Raw genomic sequence first — 26,341 nt, 5'->3', positions numbered from 1 at the left:
CGTTGGGGGAATCTCCTTTTATAAATACTAAAAATTCGGTTCTTAAAAAGTCTAAATCTCGCAATTTTTAGAATATGTTTCAAAGTAAATTGTCCAAGATTAGATTTTTACTCCTTCCGTGAGTAAAAGTTAATTCGGTGCAAATATGCATATTCTTAGATTTGGAGCTCGAATTAAGTTTTTCATTTTTGGAAATTATTTATAATGTATCGTTTTTTTCAATTTACTTGTCCTATGATTTAGGAGTGCAGGAGTTTTTCGGTATATGGAAGATGAAAAAAGAAAGGTGGATAGAGCAAAAGTTGTACATGTACTAGAAATGAATGTTTTAGCCGTAACAGGAAAAGGTGCAATTAAAGGAAACGTGACTAGGCTACTATCATGAGTCTCTTGAATCCGGACATTAAAAATGAATCTAAATGCAGAATTTATTCGGATGATTCCACGAAGAGAATTCAATTCATTCGAAACATGCAAGCGAGGCCTTCTATTTCTATGGTGCGTATTGGACTCAAGCCCGCCGCATCCCTCGCGGGGAAAGGGGCAAATTTATTTTATCCTTATTCAGGATTAACGAAACTATAGCTCAAATATAAAATAATGCCTCACGTTCCAAGTTTCATTGAAATTGAAACTTCCTCATTCGCTATACCAGAAGTTTTGTCTGTTACTTTATCTTTTGCGAGGTTCAGGTTCCGAATCTTGCTTCGTTTTGTCTGTTGTGGAAGGAAGACTCAGAATTATTTAGGCAATGAAACGGTTATCCAATCGATGAACTTTGATTTCAGAAAGTCGTCGATCGGCCCCGAAAACTGATGATAGCCTAGAAATAGAATCCAATAAACCAAGGTGAACCCGAATAAAACTTTCGCGGTCGAGTTGGCTAAAAACGGCGATGCGGAATAAAACATTCTAAATACGGCAATCGGCCAAAAGAAAAGCAGGAAAAAATAGAAAGCCCTAGGAAGTCCGTAAAGCCAACTTAGAATTTCAGTGGGATACGATTTTGTTAAACGATCGTAAGATTCCTTTAATTCCGGAAAGAACTGAAAGAAATAAAATACGAAAACGAAAAAAGTCGCCACCTTCCAGATTACTTCTATGTCGTTCCGAATTAAAACTAAGGTTAGCCCGACAAACCAAAGCAAAAATAACGGGAACACGATCTGCTCTAAGAGGCCGGCGGAAGCTGTTTGAGCGAGAAAGGTCATTTCTGTCTCCGGATTTTCTTTATTTTGGGTAATTTTCCGGAAGCCCAATCCAAACATTGAAACAAACTTTCCGGATCGGCTAATCCTTTTCCGGCAATGTCAAAGGCGGTTCCGTGATCGGGAGAAACCCGAAGAAAATCCAATCCCAGAGTCATATTCACCCCGTACTTACCTTCCCACATTTTAAACGGTATCAATCCCTGATCATGATAACAAGAAAGAAACAACGAAAAACGACTCCGATTGTGTTCGGTAAACGCTGCATCGGCGGATATCGGCCCGACTACATTCAGTCCCGACTTTTTGAAGGAGGAAATCATAGGCTCTAAAATGGCTTTCTCCTCGTTTCCGATCTGTCCACCCTCCCCCGCATGAGGGTTCAGTCCTAAAAAGGCAATCTCTTTCCCCTTTTCTAAAGGAGCGGAACGGATGGCGGCGATTAAACTCGGTACATGTATTTTTTTCAAGTAGAAAGGAACCTTCATTAAAGGAACATGAGTGGTTAAGGTTAGTACGTTCAGTTCTCGTCCGGCCATCAACATATAGGTCTTTCGGTCGTACGAATCCGCAAGCGTCTCGGTATGACCCCGGAAACCTTTTACCCCCGAACGTAAAACCCATTCCTTACTCAAAGGCAAGGTAACTAAATTTCCGCCGAAACGTTTTTGTAATTTAATAGCTGCAAGTAGAGAAGAGTATGCCGCCTTTCCGGATTCGATAGAAGGCTTACCCACAGTTAGACGGGCTTCTTCCCCGGGAGTCAAAGACCCGGTATTCCATGTATAGAGCCCGGGTCGGGAAATTTCCGTGGGGTCTTCCACCACGATCCAGCCTTTCTTCGGGAATTTTGTCTGCGAACGAATAAGAAGAATCGAATCATCCTTGGATAAGGACTTCAATTTCGAGTAGGAGAGCTCCACGAGCTCAGGCCCGATCCCGCAGGGATCTCCTTCAGTAATAAGGATGCGGTTCAAGGCCCTTTAGAATCGGAAGATTACGCTTCCTTACCGGTTTGCTTTCCGAAAAGTTTTTCGAGGCTGAGAGAATCCTTAGAATACTCCAACTCGATTCTCTCTTTATTCGAATGCTTTAGGTCGCTGGAGATCATACAACGTCCTTCCAGAGTCACTCCGTTTTGGATGATTAATTCCGGAGTCCGGATATCGCCCAGAATCAAACTTGTAGGAAGAAGCATGACCCGATTTCGAGCCGTGATATTCCCGATTACGATACCTTCTACGATGACACTCGCCGCAGTAATATTCGTTTTTACCTTACCGGAAACACCGATATACAACTGTTCCGCTTGGAGAGACTTACCTTCGAACTTTCCATCGATCTTCAAGGATCCGTTAATGAAGAATTTCCCGCTAAAGTAGGAATTTTCGCCGATCGTGGAATTGGTGACTTCGGAAGAGTTCTTAACAAGTGCCATGAATTTTAAATCCTATAGATTTCGAATCGGGTTATGTAATCCGGTGTATGCACAAAGTATAGCCCCTGCCGCTTCGGGAAAGGAATTTTTAGAGACACCGGGGGGTTTTTTCTCGATGGAAAAAACTTCCCGACCGAGCTAATTGGGTAAGTCGACGAGGGCCTTCGGTATCAATGCTTTAGATTCGGCACATTGATCCGATCCAAGACCTCGGCCGTAAAGTCGCGGAATTCTTCCACAGCTTTCGGAATGGGGAGACCTTCCAATTCCGTGGCTTTTTCAAAGCGTGAATTAAACGTGATTTTATCCTCGACGTTCATGATGATTCCGCCGCCCGCCTTGAGTCCGTCCAGGACTTTGTTCAGAAACTCGTTGAACTTTTGGAACATCTCGAAAGCTTCCGCAATGAAAATTCGAGTTTGTTTGTTCTTCATCCGACTGAGCTGCTCCCTGAATTCCTGTTTTTCTGCGGCTTGGTATTCTTCGATGGTTTCCGTCAAAACCTTGATATTTCTACGGATGTTTTCCATGTGCTTAACGACTCCGTCCTTTTCGTTCCCATGGGAAAAGTCGAAGCGAATATGCATTTCGTTCAGAATAGGCAGATATTCACGATCCAGTACGTTAATCCAAGTGCCGATCTGATTGACTTCTGAATCGTTCGAATTGGGGGAGATTTTCATGACCGGATATTTAGCCAAAATTCGGCCGGCAGCGTCGGGATTTTCTCGGAAGAGCCTGATTTGTTCGGCGGCAGTTTCCAAATTATCGGGAATTCCTTCCGGAGAAATTTCTCGCATGCGATTTCGGTATTTATCAAGGTCCCGGCTGACCCGATATCGCTGTTCGTCGTTCTTGGATAGTTTTAAAATTTTTTCCAGCTGGTTGATCATCTTTTGATGACGCTGCAACTCTAGAATCTGCTCTTGCGTTATTGCCGCCATAATGGAATTTTTATTCTAGCCGATTTCGATTCCGAAAGCAAGAAGTTTACTCACTTAATTGGATCGCTTCTTGTATCGTTCCAATACGAGCCGTAGAAAGTCCGAATCCGGAAATTTATACACCAAGGATTCCAGCAGTTTTATTCCTTCTTCCCCTTCCCCGCTTTCCAAAAGCGCGATCGCTTTCAGATAAATCATTTCGGGAGAATATTGGAAGCGCCCGGTGCGAGCTAATCGTTCACGGAATGCGTCGAATTTTCTTTCTTTGAATTCTTTTACGGCTACAGCGCGATGAATCAAATACGAATCGGGATAGGCCCTTTCTATGTCCACCAAGTCCGAGTCCAAGCGAGAAGCTGCCGTGGAATTCCAGAGAACCAAAAGTTCGAACGGCCTAAGGGTATGCACCAATCGCTTTTCCCTTAAAATTTCGTAACGTTCGAAAAGGCTCTCGTCTCCGCCGCCGAGAATCGATTCCCTCAGCGTGTCCGAGAGTTCTTCCCTGCCGTTTTTTTGCCTCTCCAATCGGAGCCATGATCTTTGCTCATCCTTGGATTTGAATTTCTTCAGAAGAAAGAAACGATCCCAAATCGAATGTCTCGTTTCATAGTCCCGAAGAAAATGGTCTTTTTCCTCGTCGTTCAACTCGCTCCAGCGACGAACAACGATCGCATCCAAAACTTTTACGTTACGTAAGCCGATCTGATTGAATCGAAAATAATGATATGCTAATCCGACCAGGGAAGGCTCTTTTCCCGAGACGGTTAGATCATATAGGAGAAATTTTTGTCGTTCATCCAAGCTCTCTTTTTTGTGAGAAAACGCCAATGTTTCCCTTATGCTTAGATCGCTCGGAATCGCGAGCTTTTCAGGAATGAAATCCAGAAATCCCAGAAAAAATAGTAAGATCCTGCCGTCGCGAGCTTCGGGAAGATCCTCCGGAAAAGAATTCAGTAATTTCTTGTATTCGTCCAAACGTTCTTCGCAGAGCAAGAATGCGGAACAAAGAGAGAAGAGTTCGCTATCCCAAACGACATGCCCCTCCAGTTCCTCCAAAAGCTCTTCGAAGAACAAACGTAGGAGTCTTTCCTCTCGTTCGGTAATTCCGTCTTCCCGAATCCAATCCGTTCTAGGAGAAAGGAACTTGAAATGACCGAACAAGTCGGAACGAAAGCAATCCAGCGGTTTTAAGTGAGTAAGAATACTACCGTTATAGTTTTCCAGTATCTTCGTTTTTAAGCGATAAACTTCCGACGGAGCGGAAACCTCGGGAGCAAGCTTCTTGCCGACCAATGCCTCCGAACTTTCCCTTTCTGGGCGACTCAGGGTGATCTCGGGCCATTCTGCTTGGGACGTTGAAACCTGCATGCCTGACTACCTTTTTGGAGTTGAACCTTTGTAAACGAGAGAAAGAGTGAAGAATCGCATGAAAAAGACGGTTCTCGTAACTCTACTATTTCTAGTTGTCGGCAGTCTTTTGGGGAACGACGACGTAAAATACCTGACCAAATCCTATAGTTTGGAAAAAATCAGGCGCATCTTTCGAGAGCGTCACCCGACCACGGAATCCGAAGTTTACGCGATGGTCCGCTTTCATGAAACCCACCCTGACGGAGATGGAAACGCAAAATATCGATATTTAGTTTCCTTACTAAAAGGCAAAATGGTCGCGGGCGTCGGTCGAGACGATCTTTTGGAAGTGATCGCGAATCCTCTCCCTTCTACAAGCGCCATAACTAAAGTCACATTCTGGAAATTGTATGAGGAGATGGCAAAACGAAAAACCCTCTCCTCCGGGGAATTAGTAACGTATCTCAAAAAATTTCCTCAAGCATACGATCCGATCTACAGGAACTCCATCTCCGAAATTCTAAAGATTCTCTACGAAACCAATCGATTCAAGGAAGCGAAAGAATACGCCGAGTCGTTTTCGGAGAAAGACCGACGGGAATATTTCGGAGCAATGGCAAATTACCGGTACGGTAAAGCACTCTATAAATTCGGCGAGGTTCAAAAAGGAGAGACGATTCTTTACGGATTGATGGAGGATGCGAACACTCCATCCTACACAAAAAAAGACATCTTCACGGATTTAAAAACATGGAAAGGGGATTCTTTCTACCGGTCTCTTCCGGTCGAAAAAGGAGTTCATTTTCTAACTTTTCTTTCCGCAGGAGATCGGAAATCGTATCTTTCCTCCCATTCCAATTTCGCTTCCGTGCAGTTCGAAAAACCGGAAAGCTTTAAAGCCGCTGCGAGAATCTTGGTTCAGTATCAACCGGAACGTATCCCGTCTTTCCTTTTCAGATACAAAGGATTTGCGCAATCCGGTTCCGATTTTACGGCGGCCATGTCCCGAGAACTCTCAAACCAAAGTCTGGGCGGTCCGGCTCTAAAAGTATTGGAAGACATTTCTCTCTCCTCCACCGACGAAGTCGAATATGCATTCGCCAGAGCTTATAAGAAATTAGGAAATCGGGATAAATATTTTTCGCGCCTTCTCGCTTCTCTAGAACGAAATCCTTATAATTTAACTCGTCAAGACGAACTGATCGATCTAATCACGGGAGACCAAACACATTTTTTAGAGGATTCTTACTGGAAGGAAGCGTTACGAAGAATTCCGAATCTTCCCGTAAAAGGCAGACTAGTCTATTGGTATCTACGAAATCTTAAAAACAAGGGCAAATCGGAGGATCTACGGGATTGGTTAAAATCTTATTATCGATCCATCCCCGGATCCTATTATACGAGAGTGATAAGAGAAGAGTTTTCCGACGAAATCTCTCGAATTTTACAGCCTGACAGTCCGTTACGAAACAAGGAAAGCTTGTTTGAATATCTGTCACTCACCGCAGGAGATCCTAAATTCGCGGGCAAAATCGTGGGACGGGATCTGGAATTCGCATATTTCCCGGAAGCATTCCAACTAGATATGCGAATCGACTCGGCCCACAGCAGAATTCGAGGCAACTATCTCCTTCAAAATGCCCGGGATTATTTGGAAATCGGGGAGATGGCCTACGCTACGGCCCTAGTCGACAAATATAAATCCCAAAATGGAATCGGAGACGATGAGCGAGATGAAATTTTAGCCGCGTTAGGAGAAGCCACCGGAAATCAGTATTTAACGGTTTTCCATATTCGTAATTTAATGAAGAAGCAACGAATTCCTGACGACGTGATTCTTCTACCATCCAAACTCGCTTCCAGAATTTACCCCCGACCTCATCGCGATTTAGTGACGAAATATTCCCAATCCTTCGGCATCGACGAAGATATAGTGTATGCCGTGATGAGACAGGAATCCTTTTTTAAGGAAAATGCGGTTTCCGTCTCCAACGCTCGCGGGCTGATGCAAATTATGGGCGCGACAGGAAAGGGACTTGCGCAGGGACTAGGATTAGGCCCTTATTCTCTCTTTGATCCGGAAATTTCCGTACAAATGGGCGCCAGGTTCCTGAAATATCTTTTATCCAGCAATGAAAACGACTTAAAGTGGGCCTCCATCGCCTATAACGGCGGCCCGGGTAATTTGAGAAAATGGAAACGGAACCATTATCGAGGAGACTTTAATCATTTCCTGGAGGAACTCCCCGTAAAAGAACCCCGTGATTATTGTAGAATCGTAACGTCCAACTATTACAATTATCAGACTCTAAGGCATTATAAGAACCGTTAAAACCTAGGTTTATCTTTCCTTTTTTTGGATTGTCTAGAATTTCCGATTCATAGGATAGTATTTACGGAAAGTTCCGAATCCGAAACGGTCTTAAAGTCGAGATGCCGGGTTCGTGACCGAAGATCTGCGTTCGCAGTTCCTCGGCTCCGCCGCATTCGACTGCCCTACATAATAGATATTTTACCCAGGAGAAACAAATGTCAAACACCGCAATCCTCAAAATCGATGGAAAGGAATATGAACTTCCCATTATTGTCGGGACTGAAAACGAGAAAGCGATCGATATTTCCAAACTTAGACAGCAGACCGGCTATATTACCCTGGATAACGGCTATCTGAACACCGGTGCCTGCACAAGCGCGGTCACTTTCCTGGATGGAGAACTCGGAATATTAAGATACCGTGGTATTCCGATCGAGCAGCTTGCGGAACAATCCACGTTTACCGAAGTGGCTTACTTACTCATATACGGCCATTTACCGAACGACGCGGACCTTCAAAAATGGAATCAGGAACTGACGATGCATACTCTGATTCACGAAGACCTAAAACGTCTTTATAACGGCTTTCCTAAAGACGGTCATCCGATGGCAATCATGTCGTCGATGATCGGATCCTTATCGACCTATTATCAGGATTCTTACGATCCGGAAAACCCTGAGCATCGTCATATTTCGATGATTCGTCTTTTGGCGAAATTTCCGACGATTGCGGCGTTCGCGTATAAGAAATCGCTAGGACAACCCACGATTCATCCTTTGAATCATCTGGATTATTGCGGAAATTTCTTGAACATGATGTTTTCGGTTCCGAGTGAAGAATATTATATCGATCCTGAAATCGTAAAGGCCCTGAATCTACTTTTAATCCTGCACGCCGATCACGAGCAGAACTGTTCGACTTCCACCGTCAGATTGGTGGGTTCTTCATTAGCGAATCTTTATGGAGCGATTTCCGCGGGGATCTGCGCACTCTGGGGACCTCGCCACGGAGGAGCCAATCAGGAAGTTTTAGAAATGCTCTTGGAAATTAAGGCCTCGGGACTGCCTGTTAAAAAAATCGTAGAGAAAGCGAAGGATAAAAACGACGCCTTCCGTCTTTCCGGTTTCGGCCACCGCGTTTATAAGAACTTCGATCCTAGGGCGAAGATCATTAAGAAAGCTTGTGATTCGGTACTGGCTCGTCTCGGAGTGAAAGATCCCCTGTTGGACATCGCGAAAGAATTGGAAGAAGCGGCTCTGAACGATCCTTATTTCGTCGAAAGAAAACTTTATCCTAACGTGGACTTTTACAGCGGGATCATTTACCGCGCTTTAGGAATTCCGGTGAATATGTTTACGGTTATGTTCGCTATGGGCCGCCTTCCCGGCTGGATCGCGCAATGGAAGGAAATGATCGAATCTCCGGACATGAAGATCGGTCGTCCTCGTCAAATTTACGTCGGCCCGACGGACACGGGTTATGATCAGGCAAAGAAAAAAGCCTAATTTGTTCGAATCCTCTATCGACAAACTATGATCCGAAGGATCTCTCCGTTCCCGGGGAGATCCTTTTTGCTTATTCCGAAAGAAATATTTTCGATCAAACACTTCCCTTAACATTGTTTCACCAAGTGCGTCGTTATCAGCTCAATAAATCCTCCGAAGCAATTCTCCGTTCGGGGCATCCATGGATATTGACGGGAAATATTTCTTCCGCAGCTTCCGCATTCAAGGACGGCGATTGGCTACGATTAGTATCCGGAACAAACGAAGTCTTGGGATACGGTATTTACTCCGTTTCCGGACCGATCGGAATACGGATTCTACAGAGCGGTAAAGAATTCTCTTTAGAAACGCTTCGCAAAACTTTATTAAGCGCATTAGAAAAACGAAAACAGTTACGTTCCATTACGGATGCATATAGAATTTTACACGGAGAAAACGACAAGATCCCCGGAATCACCGTAGATAAATATGCAAACACCTGGGTTGTCCAGATTTATTCCCAAAGTTTGTACCGGCTTGCAAGATTAGTAGTTCGCTTATTGTATTCGGCATCGGATACCGTCAATGAACCTCGACCCGAAAGAATACTGTTGATTTCTCCCCATAGAACCGGAAACGCACCGTCGTCGGCACCGCGGTTTTTACGAGGAAGTTCCCACATTCCGTTCGAAGAGAAAATCAGGATGAAGGATCTCGAATTTAAGGTTAAGATCCCCGGCCAGAAAGGCGGTCTTTTTCTGGACGTTCGAAATTTGCGAATCGCCTTATTGGAAAAGAAAGAAATGGCCAAAGATAGAAAGTGCCTACATTTATTCTGTCATACCGGCCTGACCTCGCTTTGTATGCAGGCTTCGGGCGCTCAATCGATCGTTTCGGTCGACGGCTCCAGAGAATCACTGTTAGAATTTGCTTCGCAATTGATCGACGTTCCTCCTGCAAACGCTTTCGAGCGGAAAAATGTCAAGGTTTCAATCGGCATTCATGAACTTGTCAGAGCTGATCTTTTTAAAACCTGGGATTTCCTAGAACATAGAAAATTTGAACTCATCGTTTTGGACCCGCCGAATCTCGCACCGACGCAAGCCTCGATTCCATCCGCAAAAAAAGCATATAGAACGTTGATTGCAAAATCGCTAGAACATATAGAACCCGGCGGCGATCTTGTGCTTCTATCCTGTTCCGGACGGATTCCGGAACAGGAATTTGAAAAGATTGGCCGAGAAAGCCTAGCATCTCAAGGATGGAATTATAAGAATTTATTTCGACTGTCTCCTGAACCGGATCATCCGATTCGCGGGGAGTTCCCCGAAGGTAAATACTTTAAAGTTCATTTATATCTAAATGTTAATCGATTAAAGTCAGACACGAGTACCGAATGAAACGAGCAATATCCAGCGGAACCTATGAACTCTTAGATTCCGGTAATTTTAAGAAACTCGAACAAATTGGGCCGTACAAAATCATTCGTCCATCTCCCGTGAGCGCCTGGCCGCCGACTAAGATCGCTCTCTGGAAAGATGCCGATGGGGAGTACCATAGGAGTGATAAAGGAGGGGGAAATTGGAAATGGGCGGACCGGCCCGAAGACGAATTCTTTATCGAGATCGATGATTTGTCCGTGAAGATCCGATTCACTCCTTTCGGTCATCTCGGACTGTTTGCGGAACAGAGGGAAAACTGGAATAGGATTCGGAATTTTTCTTCGCAACTTTCCGGCAAAGGTGAGGTTTTAAATTTATTCGCCTATTCCGGTCTTTCGACTCTTTCCGTATTGGCCGGAGGAATGGACGCTTGCCACCTCGACGCTTCCAAAGGAATGGTCGAATGGGCTAAAGAGAACGCCGATGCATCCGGGTTAGCGGATAAGAAAGTTAGGTGGATGGTGGAAGACGTACTTAAATTTTTGGGACGCGAAATTCGCAGAAAGAAAAAGTATGCCGGATTCATTTTAGATCCTCCTACTTTCGGAAGAGGGGCCAGCGGTGAAGTTTTTAAAATCGAACGGGACCTTCCGGAAATGATGGACCTCCTCATGCAGCTTTGTGATTCCAAACCGGAGTTTGTAGTATTGACCTGTCATTCGGCCGGATTCAGTCCGCTTGCCTTACGAAGAATATTGGAAGGCAGAATTCGGAGCAAAGGAAATTATCTTACCGAAGAACTCTCCATACAAGAAACCACGGGACGCATTTATCCGGCCGGTTCCAATTGTATCTTCTACTCCGAGAGGTTGGAACTTTGACGGGAAAACGGTATTACCTCGAGATCACAAGCTTCTCAAATGAGAAGCTGAAATACATATCCGGCCTTAAGGAAAAAAAGAATCGGGAAAAAGCCGATGCATTCTTCATCGAAGGGTATCGGGAGATTTCTCGAGCATTGACCTCGGGTAAAATAAAATTCGAATATATACTTACCTGTCCCGAATGCTATTTGGGAGAAAACGAAGACGCTTTGGTGGAATCCGTCCAAGCGAAAACGATTATCGTTCCTAAACCGATTTTCGAAAAGATTTCGTATCGAGATCGGCCAGACGGTCTAATCGCAACCGCTTTCTTACCGGATTTTTCCCTCCCCGAAACGATCCCTCTAAACGGTTCCCCAATTTTAGTCGTCGAGGGAGTGGAGAAGCCCGGAAATTTAGGAACGATCCTCAGAACCGCCGAAGGTGCCGGCTTTAACACGATTTTTGTCGCGGATCCTAAGCTGGATTTATTGAACCCAAACGTGATCCGCTCTTCGACAGGTACCCTTTTTACTTTAAACGTTTATCAATCTCTCATTCAGAATCTGTATCCCGTATTAAAAAAAGAGGGGTATAAGATAACGGCAGTTACGCCGGAAGCGAAATCCGTCTATTGGGACTCCGACTTAAAAGGCAAGATAGCTCTCGTATTCGGGAGTGAACAATATGGATTAAGCGAATTCGCGAGATCAAAGAGCGATCTCTACATCTCGCTGCCGATGAAAGGTCATGCGGATAGTTTAAATCTCGCAATGTCGGCCGGAATCTTAATGTATGAAGTGTTGAGGCAAAACAAATAGAAATGGCCCAAGTCCGCCTTTTAGTCTATTTGAGCAGTCACGGTTTCGGGCATATAAGCCGGTCCCTTGAAGCGATTTCATTTTTACTCGCGAATAATAGCGGTTGGTCTGCAACTATCGTTTCTGAACGAGCCGAAGACTTTTCGTTCACTTTAAATAAAAACGAATCGTGGCTTCGATCCAAGGATAGAATTCAATTTCGGAAGTCGAAGACGGATGTCGGTATCGTTCAAAGAGATTCTCTCGGAATGGATTTGTATGCGACCGAAAAGGAGATCGAGCTATTTCGTTCTCAAAAAGAAAGCTGGATCGAAACGGAATACGCATTTTCCCAAAAAGACGGATACGATCTCGTCTGGTCGGATGCCGCGCCTCTTCCTTTTGCCGTTTCCTCTAAATTAAAAATCCCATCCTTCTTCTTGGGTAATTTCACCTGGGACTTCATTTATTCACACTATAAACGACCGATATTCTCACAGTATGCGGAAGAAATTCGTAACGAGTATGCGCTTTGCGACTTGGGGTTGATTTTACCTTTTTCCTGCCCGACAACTTCGCTTAATAATAAAAGAGAGATCGGATTATTGGGTCGAAAGCCGAATTTATCCAAAGAAGAAGCACGACGACAATTCGGTTTTGAGAAGGATGTCGAATATTATCTTTTCTCCTTTGGCGCCTATGGAATCGATCCTGAACGGTTTTCATGGCGAGATTGGAATCCCGCAAAAAAAAGAATCGTGATCAGCGGCACCGAGCTGAAAGGCCCTACCCCCAATTCCCTCGGAGTAGTTTCCGTTCCGCCTTGCCATTATCCGGATTTAATTACTGCCTGCGATTTTGTTTTAACGAAACCGGGATACGGAATCTTAAGTGAAGCGTTATTGGCAAATACTCGAATTTTGTACACCGATAGAGGCGATTTTCCCGAATACCAATTTTTAGTCGAAGCTTTGGAGAAGAATTTTTACTCTTCGTTTATCAGTCACGATGATTTATATAATTTCAGATGGGAAGAAGCGTCCGTAAACGCAGGTAATAAGCGACCTGAAAGCGACCCCCGTTTGCAAACGAATGGAGTCGCGGATATCGCAAGCGCGATCGAAGAGCTTCTATCGTGGCAATGAATCGGGAACCGAAAGTTCTACGAACTCTATATTTTAATTATATAAACGACTAGTTTAAAAATCCCGGATTAACGAAAGGTATCGGTTCGCGAATGTTGGAGCTCCCACAGAATTTGCCGTTCCAAAAAATGCTTGAAGGTTTTCCGAATCTGTGATAGATACGCGATCCAGCCTGCCGGGAACGCGGGGTACCACCGACCGGCCCCCCACCCACGACCGGTGGGGAATACAAATCCCTTAGCCGCCCAAACCGTTCCCCACCTAAAATAAGTGAAGGTTTTCAATTTCCAAGATTCTCAGTATTCCGGCGGGCTTGCCGAAGAGAGACCCTCATGCGATCTACCCTTCGGTTTTAATGAAACGATTGAACTATTTTGGAACAACCTTTACGAAATACTTTTTAGAATCTTCCCAACTCTTAAGAATCTCGTCCGATAATTCGGAGCCCGTAAGCTTCGTATGTTCCGTAATCAAGGCTTTGATTGCATCGTTATCTTCGTGTTCCAATTCAACGATCTTAACATATTCCTTATTTAGTAACGGCTCGAGCTCCCAACCTTTTTGGAAGAAGTAAGCTTTTCCTCCGGTCATACCGGCGCCCATATTTTTACCGACGGTTCCGAGGCAAACTACGGTTCCGCTAGTCATGTATTCCAAGAAGTGGTCTCCCGCTCCTCCGACAACCGCATCTGCACCGGAGTTTCTGACTCCGAAACGTTCCCCGGCACGACCTGAGCAAAATAGTTTTCCGGAAGTAGCGCCGTATAAACAGGTATTTCCGATGATCACGTTTTCGTATGCTTTCAGTTTAGAACGACGATGTTTGCGAATTGCGATCGTTCCTCCGCAAAGGCCTTTTCCTACGTAATCGTTCGCATCACCGTGCAACGTAATTTGAACGCCCTTCGCTAACCAGGCCCCCAAAGACTGTCCCGCAGTCCCTTCGAGAATCACTTCAAGTTTACCGGGAAGACCTTTTGAACCGTACTTCCGAGAAATGATTCCGGAAACCTTCGCTCCAACCGTACGATTCGTATTCCTGACGGAATAGGAAAGCGACATGGAGGTCTTTCCTTCGAGCGCCGGCTCGGCATCCTTAATGATTCTATCATCTAGAACTTCTCCGACAGGCTCTCTCCTTTCCAGACGATTTTTCTTCTTCGCCGAATCGTAGAGGAGAGGAAGGCGAACTAAAATCGGATTGAGGTCCAACGAATCCAAACGGTCCTGTTCATAACGAGTGATCTGCTTGAGGAGGTCCGTGCGGCCGACGATTTCGTCCATAGATCGAAAACCGAGTTTCGCTAGATATTCCCGAACTTCCATAGCAAGTAGAGTCATAAGGTTCGCTACTTGGTCGGGGGAACCTTTGTATTTAGCTCGGAATTTCGGATCTTGAGTCGCGATTCCGGTAGGACAATTATTCAAATGGCATTTGCGCGCCATGATGCAACCGAGCGCTACCAGGGAAGCGGTTCCGATTCCGTATTCCTCCGCTCCCAGACAAGCGGCGATGATCACGTCGCGACCGGAGACAATTCCCCCATCCGTGCGAAGAACGACTCTATCCCTAAGCCCATTCATTACAAGAACTTGATGTGCTTCGGAAAGTCCCAATTCCCATGGAGACCCCGCGTGCTTGATCGAAGTCAATGATGCGGCTCCGGTTCCGCCGACATGTCCTGAAATCAAAATGATGTCAGCATTGGCTTTAGCGACTCCCGCAGCGATCGTTCCCACTCCCGCTTCCGAAACAAGTTTAACTGAAACTTGAGCCTTATGATTGGCTTGCTTTAAATCGTAAATCAACTGCGACAAATCCTCGATGGAATAAATATCGTGGTGAGGAGGAGGAGAAATCAAATCGATGCCTGCCGGCGTATGACGGTTGGTCGCAATTTCCTCGTTATTTTTCTTTCCGGGAAGCTGTCCGCCTTCTCCAGGCTTTGCCCCTTGGGCGATTTTGATCTCTAACTCTTGGGCGGAGTTCAAGTATTCGGAAGTCACTCCGAAACGTCCCGAAGCGACCTGCTTGATGGAAGAATTCGCAAGGTCTCCTTTGGAATCTACGACGTATCTTGAAGGATGTTCGCCGCCCTCACCTGAGGAAGACTTCGATCCCAAGCGATTCATCGCGACCGCTAGATCGGTATGCGCCTCGATAGATAGCGCTCCATGACTCATTCCCGGAGTTAAAAAACGTTTTTGAATTTCGGAAACCGTTTCAACTTCGTCGATAGGAATCTGTTTTCTTTCCACAAAGTCGAATAGATCGCGAATGTTGATAGGATCGCTTTCTCTAAGAATTTTGGAAGCTTCCAAGAATGCATCATAATCGTTATCAACGGCGGCTTTACGAATGAATTTAACGACTTTCGGAGACCATCTATGAGGCTGATCATCCTTTTCCGAAATGAAATCTTCTGGATTGATTTCTTTGTAGAAAGCCTGGTCGTGATTCCGCAGAATATTCTGCTCGATACCGCCGATTCCGATTCCTGAAATTCTCGAATAAGTGCCCGGAAAGTATTTCGAAATCAAAGTCCTAGAAAGACCGATGGCCTCGAATACTTGTCCGCCTACGTAAGAAGACATGATGGAAATTCCCATTTTAGACATGACTTTCAAAAGACCGTCATCCACACCGGCCCTGTAGTTCTTGCAAAGTTCGGCTAGAGAAGGACGCTTTCCGTCCTCGGAATCGAATTCTCCTCTTTCCCAAATATCGAAAAGAGTATCCCAAATTAAGTAACTATTGACTCCAGAAGCGCCGTAACCCAGAAGAACAGCTACATTATGAATTTCGAATGCTGATCCCGTTTCCACAAGTATACTCATAGTGGACCGTTTCTTGTTTCTGATTAGATGATTATGAACGGCAGCAACCGCCAATTCCATCGGGATCGGAGCACGCTCCTTATTCAATTTTTTATCCGAAAGAATCAGGATATTCACGCCTTCGTTCGCGGCCTTTACGGCGTTTGCGAGAAGATTATCCAAAGATCTTTCTAGATAATTGGAATCCGCACCCGCTTCGTGATGGGCCTCGAATGTCGCATCCAGAGTAACGATCTTGTATTGTTTTCCGTCTTTTTCCCGAATTCTTTGCAACCCTAGATTTGTCAGATACGGATGTGAGAGAACCAGACAGTTTTGAGGTTTCTCGTTCCCGAACAAATTCATCTTTTTGATTAAACGAGTGTAAAGAGAAGTAACTCCTTTCTCCCGCAGATAATCGATCGGAGGATTCGTAACCTGAGCGAATCTCTGACGGAAATAAGTGTACAATCCGATCCGAGAAAGCATCAAAATGGAAAGAGGAGTATCGTCTCCCATCGAGCCGATGGCTTCTTTGCCGCTGAGGGCCTGAGGACGAATGACGACTTTCTGTTTGTATGGAGAGTATGCGAACAGGATTTGTCTTCTTCGTAGATCGTCTCCCTTATATGTAACCGCGCTCGCGATCGAATCGTCGATGTTCTGGTCCAGATACTCTACGTTTTCTTTGGACCACTCGCGATAATCGTATTTTTTTTCGAAGAGTGCGTTGATATCGTCGTTAAAATATACTTTGCCTTCTTTCAGGTTAACGGCAAGCATCTCGCCCGGACCGAGGCGTCCTTTTCTCGTGATGGTATCCTCGTCGATTTGCACGAGTCCTACTTCCGAGCCCATGACTACGAGACCGTCTTCGGTCGTAACGTAGCGTGCCGGCCGTAATCCGTTCCGGTCTAACCCGCCACCGACCCAATCCCCTTCGGCAAAAGCCAAAGCAGCCGGACCGTCCCAAGGCTCCGTTAAAGTATTATTATATTCGTAAAAAGATTTTAACGCTTCGGACATCTGGAAATTCTTACTCCAGGCATTCGGGATCAGCATTGCCTTTGCGTGAAGGACGTCCTTTCCGGAACGTACGATGGCCTCCATCGCATTATCGAGGCTTGCGGAATCGGACATATGTGGGCGGATGATCGGGTGGATCTCCTTCTGAGCCTCCCCCCATTTTTCGCACTCCAATTCCTCTTCCCTAGCGAGCATCCAAATTCTATTTCCGACAATCGTATTAATCTCTCCGTTATGGGCGAGAATCCGGAAAGGTTGAGCCAATGCCCAACTAGGAAAAGTATTCGTGGAATAACGCTGGTGAAAAATGCAATAAGGAGATTCCATTTCATCGCTTTTTAAATCTTCGTAAAACTGCGCTACTTGGTTTCCGTTAAAGAGTCCTTTAAAGACGATTCTCTCGGCGGAGAACGAGCAGATATAGAAGTCTTCGCTCATGGATAATTTCTGAGCGTCACGCATTACTTTTTTCTGAATTAAGAATAACTTAGTCTCGAAATCCTCGTTGGACATCCCATCCGGCTTACCGATCAATACTTGCTCGATCTGAGGACGGGAAGCATTCGCTTTCGGTCCGAGAACTTCCGGATTTACCGGAACATATCTCCAAGCGTAAAGCTTAAAGTTGAATTTCATCAAAGCGGATTCGATTAAGCTGCGACAAATATCTTGCTTGTCGATGTCTTCGCGAGGCAGGAACACCATTCCTACGCCGATAGAATCTTCGTCAGGACGACGGTGACCCATGTCTTCGATATACTTAGCGAACAATTTTTTCGGGATACGGAACATTACTCCCGCACCGTCGCCGGTTTTCATATCGGCGTCGACGGCTCCACGGTGAGTCAGGCATCCGACTGCCTTCAGACCCATAGAAACAATGCGGTGGCTGGATTCGCCTTTGTATGAAGCGACGAAACCTACTCCGCAGTTATCGTGCTCGAAGGATCTCTCATAGAGACCACTTTCCTCCAAGTACTTTTGGATCCGCAATTGTTCGTCAAGTTTTAACATTCGCGAGGTGTCCTTTCGGGTAGATATGAATTCGAGGCATTGCGCGGACTTCATATGTGGTAAGGGGACCCCCTACTTTTTTGCGCTCGAAGGCTGAATTTTCCGGCAAATTATCGATTCTAAGACCAGTAAATTGGCAGTTGCTTATATTGAAAACGATCTTTTTGGCGGAATTCCCCCTCGGAAAATTAGCGTAGTTCTTTCGCGAAACGGCTTTAGGAGATCCAAGTAGAACAACTTGACGCCCGGGGTTTTCTTAGAGAAACTTTTCCGAACTTTCAAGTTTCGACTTCTGCTACTGCTCTCGGAAGCCATAAAACTTTTACTGGGGGAAAAACACGATGAAGGCATTCAGAATCACAATACTAGGTTTAGTCGCTTTAGCTCTGGTGTTAATCGTAGTCGGCCTACTTTTACCCTCGAGCGGAAGCGTAAGCCGGAGCATCGTAATCAAAGCGCCGCCGGAAGAGATCTTCGCGTACGTTGCGAATTTCAAAAAAGGCTGGGGACAGTGGAGCGATTTTGACTATGAAGATCCCGAAATTAAATATTCGTATTCCGGTCCGGAGGAAGGTGTTGGTGCGAGTCGCACCTGGATTTCTAAGAAAATGGGAAACGGTTCTCAAAAAATCATCAAGGCCGACAAACGCTTAGGCGTCGAATTCGAACTCGCGATGCAAGATACGAATTTTTCCATAGTCGGAAAATTTTCCTTCGAACCTGAATCGAGCGGAACAAAAGTAACATGGACGGACTCTTGGGATTCAGGTTATCACCTCGGCTTCCGTTATATGGCATTGTTAATGGACAAAATGATGGGTCCAACTTTCGAACGTAGCCTCAGCGCTCTAAAGGAAAAAGCGGAATCGCAGGAACGCAAATAGATCGAGCTAAATTCGATTTTTTTAATTTTTCCGAATCGATAGAACCGGCGAAAAGAAAAGATCGGATAATATCTTTCTCTGACTGACGTCCGGAATTCGGGATAGAAGCTGATCCATCTTTGCCTTTAATTGGCCCATCTCCGGGTACTCGTCCATTACCCGTAGAATATGTGGCCAGGCTTTCTTGACAAGATCCGAAACCGCCGGACTCGCCGTCTTGGCCCGATTCCAGGAAGATTCAAGTTGGTTCCGAATCCTAAAAAAATCCCTTCCTAATTCCAAAACCTTCCGCAAGCGATGGTCCGACAGTCCGGTCCGACCGGTTAACTGCGAAATAATACCGTCCCAATCCACGACTTCGCCCTTTGATTCTTTCAGAAGAGATGATTGCAATTGGACCAACGCGTTTTCTTCCGAAGGTAAAGTACTTACCCAACGTTTGTATTCTTCCAATTGCCCCGCTTTTTGAAATGCTCGAACCTTACTGACCTGATCCATATATCTGGAAAACGCGATAACGACCGGCTGTTCGAGCGGAGTCGCAGGCATATCGTCGTCACTGTCGAATGCGAATCCCCCTTCGAATTTAAGATCGTCCACCTCGGAAAGAATTTCATTCGCATTGACTTGAATCGGAATATCGTCCTCTTCCAGCTCCTCTTTCTTCAAAACGATAGGAGTTCCTACAAAAAGGTCTCCGTATTTGGAAAGAATTTCCTGCAAGATCGGAGTTTCGGGCCCCCGCCGAACCGGAACCGGAGGAGCCTTCGTTACTGTAGCAGCAACCTTGGCCCCGTCTCGGATCGCTTCTGCAGAACCCGCCGACTCGACTTTTTTTCCGGTGGATCCGTCGATTAAATAGAGGATTTCTTCTTGCTGTTCGAACCGAAATCCTTTTGGAAGCAGAAATCCGAGACCTTCAATAATCTCGTCGGTGATCCGCCCGTATCTTTTTTTCTTGGGAGATTTGTCCACCGCGACTTCTTGCTCGATCAGTTTCGCCTTAACCTTATTCAATGCCCCTAAAAAATTCCGGTTCATATACGCGGAAAGATCTTGAGTACTGATTTCCAGAAATTGAGCGAATTGAGGAAGTTGATCGAAGAAATGATCCGTCTTTTGGACGTTATTTACGATATAAGATCGGATTTTATTTTTTAATGCTTCTTGCTCTTTTGGAGAAATTTTCTTTTGAGAAACAAGAGTTCCGAATAGTTGAATATGAGTGTGGAAGTAACTGAGGAACTCACCATAAGCGGTCAGAGCGTATTCCCCTTCCGCGTTCCTCTCAATGACCTTTCGAGTTTCCATAATCGGATTTGCGGTCAAGTTTTTCCCGTTCCGGGGCAAACTTCAAGACAATTAGGAAGCTCTGGATGGGTCTTTTTATCAAACAGTTTTGGAAATTTCTTCCTCGTTCAAAGACCCGCTTACGATACGATATCTCAGGAACGTGTTACAGGTCGCTTCGTCCGAATAACGGACCAAATCGTAATCCGGGCGAGGAGAACGAAAAAAGGAAGAATGGACCAATCGTTCTCCTACCTCTTTTCGAATATGAGAACGAGCTTCGTTTCTTCTTTTATAAATGGAAGGAACGACGATATCGTTCTTATATGAGAGAATATTATTCCTATAAATGGCAACGGTTAACCGTATTCGGTAAACCTTGTCGTCTTCGCTTTCCTTTTTATTTAGAAAATCCATTTTTGATAAAAGCAGGGTCCGGGCAAATGAACCTGGCCGCTATACAGAATATCGGCCCGCCTCCCCCCCGATCTCAAATTATGGAAAGAGAATTTTTTCCCTAAAATCCTACATGACAAGCGGCCTACCGGGGTCCAAATTGTTATTAAGAGATCGCCTAAGATGAATTTCCGATACAATCATTCCCCTTTTTCCTATAAACGTCGTCGTACCCGGGAAGTGAAAGTCGGAGACATAGGGGTCGGAGGCGATAACCCCGTTCGAATCCAATCCATGATTACCGCCGATACGCGAGATACGGAGAATTCGGTACGTCAGATATTGGAGTTGGAGGAAGCAGGCTGTGAAATCGTAAGATTGACGGTTCCGTCGCAGCCGGATGCGGATAATCTACCGAATATTAGAAAAGAATTAAAACGTACAGGGAGTAAAGTGCCTCTGGTCGCGGACATTCATTTTACTCCTAGCGTTGCGATGAAGTCCGTGGAATGGGTCGAAAAGGTTCGAGTTAATCCCGGAAATTTTGCGGACAAAAAAAAATTCGCAGTTCGAGATTATTCCGATTCGGAATACGATGAAGAGCTGGAACGAATAGCGGAAGTATTTTCTCCGTTGGTTTCCCGTTGTAAGGAGCTAGGAGTTTCCATGCGAATCGGAACCAATCATGGCTCCCTTTCCGACAGAATCATGAATCGCTACGGCGATACTCCGATGGGAATGGTGGAATCGGCGATCGAGTTTATCCGCATCGCAGAAGCGATCGGTTATAAGGATATCATCGTAAGCATGAAGGCTTCGAATCCCCAGGTGATGATCCAGGCTTATCGACTTCTCTGCAGCAGGTTTTTGGAATTGCAAATGGATTATCCCCTCCACCTAGGAGTGACCGAAGCGGGAGACGGGAAAGACGGCAGAATTAAGTCCGCAATCGGAATTGGATCCCTATTGGAAGATGGACTCGGAGATACGATTCGAGTTTCCCTAACCGAAGACCCGATCCACGAAATTCCCGTGGCCCGTTATCTTGCGGAAACGTACAATACGAAAATATTTCCGGAAGCAAGCGGCATTTCCTATTCGGAATTTAGAAACCCTTATACATACCAACGGTTCTATAGTAAACCGATTCGAGTTTCGAGCGCAGAAATCGGCGAGAGTCATCCGGTTCGTATCGAATCCGTTTTGAATTTTTCCTCTCCGGGAGAATTTTCGAATACTCTTACTTCGCTTAAAAATTTCGCAAGAAATAGATCTTTGGAAGTGGAATTCGTTTCGGTTCCGTTTCCTTCCGATTCGAATCGAAGGGAAGAACTCCTCGAAATTTCCAAATCGTCCGCCCTTCCGATAGGAGTCATTCTGGAGCAACACGAATTATTATTCGCGAATGATTTAGAGGATTTAAAACCGTTTCCTAAAATCACGATCGATCCATTCTATCATTTTCAGAATATCGACGCTCTAACGGATTTTCTGAAGCTAAGGGAAGGTCGCGGGTTAACCGAACTCTCCGTTCAATCCTATCAGATCGAAAGCCTGAACGGGCTCCCGGAAGTATTTAAAGAAAACGGAATAGAATCCATCGCTTTCTCTCTTCGGACGCCTCATATCCTTCACGATTATCGGAAGCTGGCAAGAATCCTGAGCGACTCAGACTATCCGATCGTCCTCGCCGGAGAATTTGAAAGTCTCGACGCGGCATTATTCGAGTCTTCCATCGGCATCGGCGGCTTGCTGGTTGACGGAATCGGTGATCTGCTGAGAATTCGAATCGCAGATTCGGATCCGGAATCGGTGCTGCAACTCGGATTCGATCTTCTTCAGGCGACAAGACTCAGACTTACAAAAACTGAATATATTTCCTGCCCTTCTTGCGGTCGTACTCTATTCGATCTGCAGACGACCACGGCAAGAATCAAGGCTAGAACCGGACATCTCAAGGGCGTCAAAATCGCGGTGATGGGTTGCATCGTGAACGGTCCCGGAGAAATGGCGGATGCCGACTTCGGATACGTCGGTGCAGGACCGGGAAAAGTGCATTTGTACAAAGGAAAAGAAATCGTCTTAAAAAATGTTCCTTCGGAAGAAGCCGACGAAAAACTCGTTCAACTCATTAAGGAATCCGGAATGTGGATCGAGCAGGAATCGGTCGAAACGATTTAATCCGCTCTGAATTCGAGGAAATATTAAGCGAATCCCTCGAATCTTTGACTTGAATTTGTAATCAAATCGGTTTCGATCTTAAATCTTCCTTCTTCGAAAAGTTCTTTTCGAACCTGAAGAGCCCTCCACAATCTGATTAACATGCGCCGATTTAAACCCCTTTTTGTAATTTTTGCGGTTACGATCGCTTTTAGTTCAATCTTTACTGCACCATCGTCCGTCGCACCGATTCGACCCAAATTGGTCGTCGTAATTTCCGTCGATCAACTTGCCGCCAACTTGATCGATCCGAAGTCTCTCAAAACGTGGGGAGGAGAATTTACTAGAGGTTTCAAAATACTCCAGGAAGAAGGCATTTATTTCACGAATTCCTATCACGCTCACGGTTTTACCGAAACGGGGCCGGGTCATTCCGTTATTCTTTCCGGCCGCTTCCCGACTCATACTAAGATTACTCAAAACAGTTGGACGGATCCCGAGAATGGCGAGGAAATTTATTGCGTTACCGATAAAGATACCGACATTTTAGAATCGAAGAAGAAAGGAACCGGGGCCAGCCCGAAACACTTCGATGGAACTACGATTGGCGATTGGCTTTTATCTCAGGTCCCGAATTCCAGAGTTTATACGTTTGCCGGTAAGGATAGAGCGGCCGTTTTGATGGGTGGCACAAAACCGTCCGGCGCATTTTGGTTTGACGAAGAGTCGTTTATCTTTACGACCTCCACGTTTTACGGAAAGGAATTACCCCAATGGTTGGAATCGTATAACAAAAAAGTTTTAAATCGATTCGCCGAAGATATCACTTGGAAACTACCGACTCATAGAAATTTTAATTCCGGGAAATATCAAGTTGGAACGTATTCCCTGAACACCGGAGCGAATAAAGCGATCTATAAGGCCGGAAGTCCACTCGATAAATCGACCTATCTCCGGTACCGTGCATCTCCGTTTTTCGACGACGCGGTTATCGAAGGAGCGATTCGCTTAATCGATGAGGAAAAATTAGGTCAGGGAGAAACGACGGATCTGATCGCAATCGGATTATCAGCCACCGATTACATCGGCCACGGATTCGGAAACCAAGGACCGGAAATGCGAGACCAACTTTTGCATCTGGACGAGATTATCGGTACGTTTATCGAAAAAATGCGAGTTTCGCATCCGGACGCCTGGATTATTCTTACTGCCGATCATGGAGCTCCCGATTTAACGGAGCGTCTTATGGAAGCTGGAAAGGATGCAAATCGAATCGATCCGGACGTCTGGAGACGCAAATTTGTAAAGGAAGTTGCGGCTCGTTTAGGAACCGGAGAAGCGGAATTATTCTGGAAGATTCGTGATCCTTCCCAAATTTATATCAGACCTAAATACAATTTGGATAAAGCCGGAGTTTCCAAGGAAAAGGTAATGGCTGCGTCTCTTGAAGTGCTCAAGACGATGCCGGGAGTTTTGACGGCTATTTCCGCTGACGAGCTCCAAAAATTAGATCCGCCTTCTAAAAATGATTCGGAGCAGTATTCGATTAAAGAACGCTTGAGACTCAGTTATGTTCCCGGTCGATCAGGAGATATCTTAGTCGCGTTCAAAGAATATACGGCAATCGGAGATACGGATAAATTCGAATACCTAGTACATCATGGAAGTCCTCACGATTACGATCGGAAAGTTCCGTTGATATTTTTAGGTCCTTGGACGGCAAAGAAAGTTTCGAAACCGACGAAGATCGTCGATCTTGCACCCACCCTCGCCAAATATTTAGGCTTAAAACAAGTCGGCAAAGTGGACGGACAAATACTGCCCTTGGAATGAATTCCGATAGTAAAGATATGCCATCGCGAGGCGTATCTTTACTATTACTTGGATCGGTGTTCTATAAGAATTCGTTTTACTTCTAAAAACGTAGGGATATGATTTTGAACGGAATGTTCCGATGGAACCAGCAATTCGGATTCAGCGCCGTCGATATGCGAGCTATCGTAAGAAACCACCGAATCGTTGATCCAATCCAAATCCCGCAATCTTGAGTTTCCGATAATCGAATGAAACTTCACTTGCGGTCTGGCATTTCCGGTGACTTTTATGAAAATACTCTGCGGAGAAAGACTATCGACTCCGTACGTTTCCGGAACGAAAGAGTCTTCGGTTTTTTCTAACGTTAAAAATCGAAATACCTTTCCCATGTTCGTAGCGACACCTTTAGGTAGAACGAACAATAATCTCGCCACCGCGCCTAAAAACCCCTCGGCCAATGTGGATCCCTTATGCGGAGTCGCGATAAAAATAACTCTCTTTACGAAAGGGACCGGATCATAGTCGAAAAATCGGATCATCTCCTTCTTCAGATCGTCGGGAAGCGAAACGAATTTTGACGAATCGACTTTTGCCGCCTGCATCCAATCTTCTTTTCTACTACGAGTCACCATCATTTTTGACAAAATTCCGCCCATGCTATGACCTACTAGAACCATTTTGTCAAAAGCTTTATGCTCTTTTTTAGGATCGTAAACTTTTCTTAAATCGTATAAAGTTTCTCTAAACTCGGCTCCCGACAACGATATCGGACTCCCGGTCGGATACCAATACACCCAAAATTGATATCGTTCCTTAATCTGCGGATCGGAAAGTAATTCGTTTATCATCGGGAACCAAATAAAAGGAGAAGAAGCCAGACCGTGAACGAATACGACAGGAATCTTATCCGATCGATACGGATAAACGAAATACAATCCTCTTCTTTCTCGTCCGGTTTCCCCGTCAAATGTCGCCCATAGACTATCGCTTTTTTGAGCGATCGAAAGCATATATGCCAGAGGGGTCGTCGTATCGCTTTCCATCGGAAGGTCCAATCCGGAAAACTTAATTCTGTCCCGATAAACCGGATCGTATAGATGTATGGTTGCCTTAAGGTCTAGATTCCGGTTTTCTAAATATGATTCTTCTAAACTTAAGAAAGCGGTTCCGGGATATGCCTGACCTACTCCGGCGATAAATTCGTATTTCCTACGCTCCGGAGACTCCAGTTCCGGATGCTTACGAACGAGTATCAAAGGCGCTCCGATTCCGTATTTACTGATATGGTTCGAAAATCCCGTGACTTTATAATCGGACGCGACTTCCACTTGAAGAAAACTTTTAGGAGTCCAGGCAGTTTCGACTTTCACGTTCACCATCGTGAGAGTTCCGCGTATTAAAGGCAGGTTCAAATCGGTCATGTTCGCCAATTTACGATTCCGTTTAGCGAAACGAACCAGTTGTTCCAAGGAGCGATTATAAGTTTCTAACGCGAATCTGAATTCAAGTGAATAAGGATCAGGCTCCGGAATGCCGTGAGAATCGAATAGATACGTATAAGAATAAACGAGCGCGGAAGCGAACATCCTGGCGAACATCGGATCCTCGGAATCCAAGGATGATCCGGAACGATAGCAGAGCTCGGCCAAATAATAGGATAAGTTTCTAGACTTGGTTGCGATAAGACGATTGTCCAAATCATAAATAACGACTCTTGGATATTCCCGATAACTTTCGAACAGGTCGTTGCTTTTCAGAAACCGAACAGTCAGTTCGCTTAATCCTTCGTAATTGACCGCGTTTAAGCGAACTAAATTCTCATGTTCGTATTTGGAGTAATTCTTAGTCGTGTATGTGGCGCAATCGAGGAGCAAAAATCCTATAAGAAGAATTAATCGTGGATAAAAATTAAAAATGAAAGAGAATCGCATTTCAATTCGCCCTTTTTCCGGATCGCTCGATCCGTCGAACGAAGAAACCATGATAGTCAGGTTTCCGAGTTTCCGTAAAG

18 protein-coding genes are annotated in these 26,341 nt (G+C 45.2%); 9 read left to right on the top strand and 9 right to left on the bottom strand.

The annotated features are described in order from the left end of the window. Positions 1 to 740: 740 nt before the first annotated feature. From LEP1GSC058_RS17510 to LEP1GSC058_RS17490, 5 genes are all read right to left on the bottom strand, one after another. Positions 741 to 1,211 (bottom strand): hypothetical protein, encoded by a 471-nt coding sequence (locus tag LEP1GSC058_RS17510; RefSeq protein WP_016550064.1) that lies wholly within the window; start codon positions 1,209 to 1,211, stop codon positions 741 to 743. Continuing rightward, positions 1,208 to 2,185 (bottom strand): PdxA family dehydrogenase, encoded by a 978-nt coding sequence (locus tag LEP1GSC058_RS17505; protein WP_039948508.1) that lies wholly within the window; start codon positions 2,183 to 2,185, stop codon positions 1,208 to 1,210. Before LEP1GSC058_RS17505 ends, LEP1GSC058_RS17510 begins: the two co-directional genes overlap by 4 nt. A gap of 20 nt (positions 2,186 to 2,205) precedes the next feature. Beyond that, entirely contained in the window at positions 2,206 to 2,646 is a 441-nt protein-coding gene (locus LEP1GSC058_RS17500; RefSeq protein WP_010417822.1) for a bactofilin family protein, read from the bottom strand. Between the two features lie 170 nt (positions 2,647 to 2,816). Further along, positions 2,817 to 3,590 (bottom strand): hypothetical protein, encoded by a 774-nt coding sequence (locus tag LEP1GSC058_RS17495; protein WP_016549915.1) that lies wholly within the window; start codon positions 3,588 to 3,590, stop codon positions 2,817 to 2,819. A 54-nt stretch (positions 3,591 to 3,644) separates the two neighbouring features. After that, positions 3,645 to 4,958, bottom strand: a complete 1,314-nt coding sequence (locus tag LEP1GSC058_RS17490; RefSeq protein WP_016550670.1) for a hypothetical protein — start codon at positions 4,956 to 4,958, stop codon at positions 3,645 to 3,647. Between the two features lie 58 nt (positions 4,959 to 5,016). Here LEP1GSC058_RS17490 and LEP1GSC058_RS17485 point away from each other — a divergent pair, with 58 nt between their 5' ends. From LEP1GSC058_RS17485 to LEP1GSC058_RS17460, 6 genes are all read left to right on the top strand, one after another. After that, on the top strand, positions 5,017 to 7,272 hold the full coding sequence (locus tag LEP1GSC058_RS17485) for a lytic transglycosylase domain-containing protein (protein ID WP_039948506.1): 2,256 nt from the start codon (positions 5,017 to 5,019) through the stop codon (positions 7,270 to 7,272). A 197-nt stretch (positions 7,273 to 7,469) separates the two neighbouring features. Continuing rightward, positions 7,470 to 8,759 carry a citrate synthase gene (locus LEP1GSC058_RS17480; RefSeq protein WP_016550337.1) on the top strand — a complete coding sequence of 430 codons (1,290 nt, stop codon included), beginning with the start codon at positions 7,470 to 7,472 and terminating at the stop codon, positions 8,757 to 8,759. Positions 8,760 to 8,872: 113 nt separating this feature from the next. Further along, positions 8,873 to 10,138: a class I SAM-dependent rRNA methyltransferase gene (locus LEP1GSC058_RS17475; protein WP_016549377.1), complete on the top strand. Its 1,266-nt coding sequence runs from the start codon at positions 8,873 to 8,875 to the stop codon at positions 10,136 to 10,138. Continuing rightward, positions 10,135 to 11,001 (top strand): class I SAM-dependent methyltransferase, encoded by an 867-nt coding sequence (locus tag LEP1GSC058_RS17470; protein WP_016550568.1) that lies wholly within the window; start codon positions 10,135 to 10,137, stop codon positions 10,999 to 11,001. Before LEP1GSC058_RS17475 ends, LEP1GSC058_RS17470 begins: the two co-directional genes overlap by 4 nt. Beyond that, a complete protein-coding gene (locus LEP1GSC058_RS17465) occupies positions 10,998 to 11,804 on the top strand; it encodes a TrmH family RNA methyltransferase (RefSeq protein ID WP_016549596.1) in 807 nt (268 codons plus the stop codon). Before LEP1GSC058_RS17470 ends, LEP1GSC058_RS17465 begins: the two co-directional genes overlap by 4 nt. 2 nt (positions 11,805 to 11,806) lie before the next feature. Beyond that, complete coding sequence (locus tag LEP1GSC058_RS17460) at positions 11,807 to 12,928, top strand: glycosyltransferase family protein (protein ID WP_016549399.1); 1,122 nt, start codon at positions 11,807 to 11,809, stop codon at positions 12,926 to 12,928. Positions 12,929 to 13,297: 369 nt separating this feature from the next. Here the strand turns inward: LEP1GSC058_RS17460 and gltB are convergent, their stop codons facing one another. Continuing rightward, a complete protein-coding gene (gene gltB / locus LEP1GSC058_RS17455) occupies positions 13,298 to 17,785 on the bottom strand; it encodes a glutamate synthase large subunit (RefSeq protein WP_016549530.1) in 4,488 nt (1,495 codons plus the stop codon). 341 nt (positions 17,786 to 18,126) lie between these two features. Between gltB and LEP1GSC058_RS17450 the strand changes: the two genes are divergently transcribed. Further along, a complete protein-coding gene (locus tag LEP1GSC058_RS17450; RefSeq protein ID WP_016551046.1) occupies positions 18,127 to 18,669 on the top strand; it encodes an SRPBCC family protein in 543 nt (180 codons plus the stop codon). Between the two features lie 21 nt (positions 18,670 to 18,690). On the opposite strand, the gene LEP1GSC058_RS17445 is transcribed toward LEP1GSC058_RS17450, so the two are convergent. Together LEP1GSC058_RS17445 and LEP1GSC058_RS17440 are read right to left on the bottom strand one after the other, a co-directional pair. Next, positions 18,691 to 19,980: a hypothetical protein gene (locus LEP1GSC058_RS17445; RefSeq protein WP_039948768.1), complete on the bottom strand. Its 1,290-nt coding sequence runs from the start codon at positions 19,978 to 19,980 to the stop codon at positions 18,691 to 18,693. A 78-nt stretch (positions 19,981 to 20,058) separates the two neighbouring features. Next, the gene (locus LEP1GSC058_RS17440; RefSeq protein WP_016550634.1) at positions 20,059 to 20,376 is read right to left on the bottom strand and encodes a hypothetical protein; all 318 of its coding nucleotides are present in this window, start codon (positions 20,374 to 20,376) and stop codon (positions 20,059 to 20,061) included. Positions 20,377 to 20,538: 162 nt separating this feature from the next. Between LEP1GSC058_RS17440 and ispG the strand changes: the two genes are divergently transcribed. Together ispG and LEP1GSC058_RS17430 are read left to right on the top strand one after the other, a co-directional pair. Further along, positions 20,539 to 22,536 (top strand): (E)-4-hydroxy-3-methylbut-2-enyl-diphosphate synthase, encoded by a 1,998-nt coding sequence (gene ispG, locus LEP1GSC058_RS17435; protein WP_016549865.1) that lies wholly within the window; start codon positions 20,539 to 20,541, stop codon positions 22,534 to 22,536. Between the two features lie 141 nt (positions 22,537 to 22,677). Continuing rightward, positions 22,678 to 24,348, top strand: a complete 1,671-nt coding sequence (locus LEP1GSC058_RS17430) for an alkaline phosphatase family protein (protein WP_039948505.1) — start codon at positions 22,678 to 22,680, stop codon at positions 24,346 to 24,348. A 44-nt stretch (positions 24,349 to 24,392) separates the two neighbouring features. Here the strand turns inward: LEP1GSC058_RS17430 and LEP1GSC058_RS17425 are convergent, their stop codons facing one another. Then, positions 24,393 to 26,261, bottom strand: coding sequence for an esterase/lipase family protein (locus LEP1GSC058_RS17425; protein ID WP_039948766.1), 1,869 nt, complete (start codon positions 26,259 to 26,261; stop codon positions 24,393 to 24,395). Positions 26,262 to 26,341 lie beyond the last annotated feature (80 nt).

It is taken from the genome of Leptospira fainei serovar Hurstbridge str. BUT 6 (genome assembly GCF_000306235.2).
In the GTDB taxonomy this organism is placed as follows: domain Bacteria; phylum Spirochaetota; class Leptospiria; order Leptospirales; family Leptospiraceae; genus Leptospira_B; species Leptospira_B fainei.
This window is presented reverse-complemented; position numbering and strand designations above follow the sequence as displayed.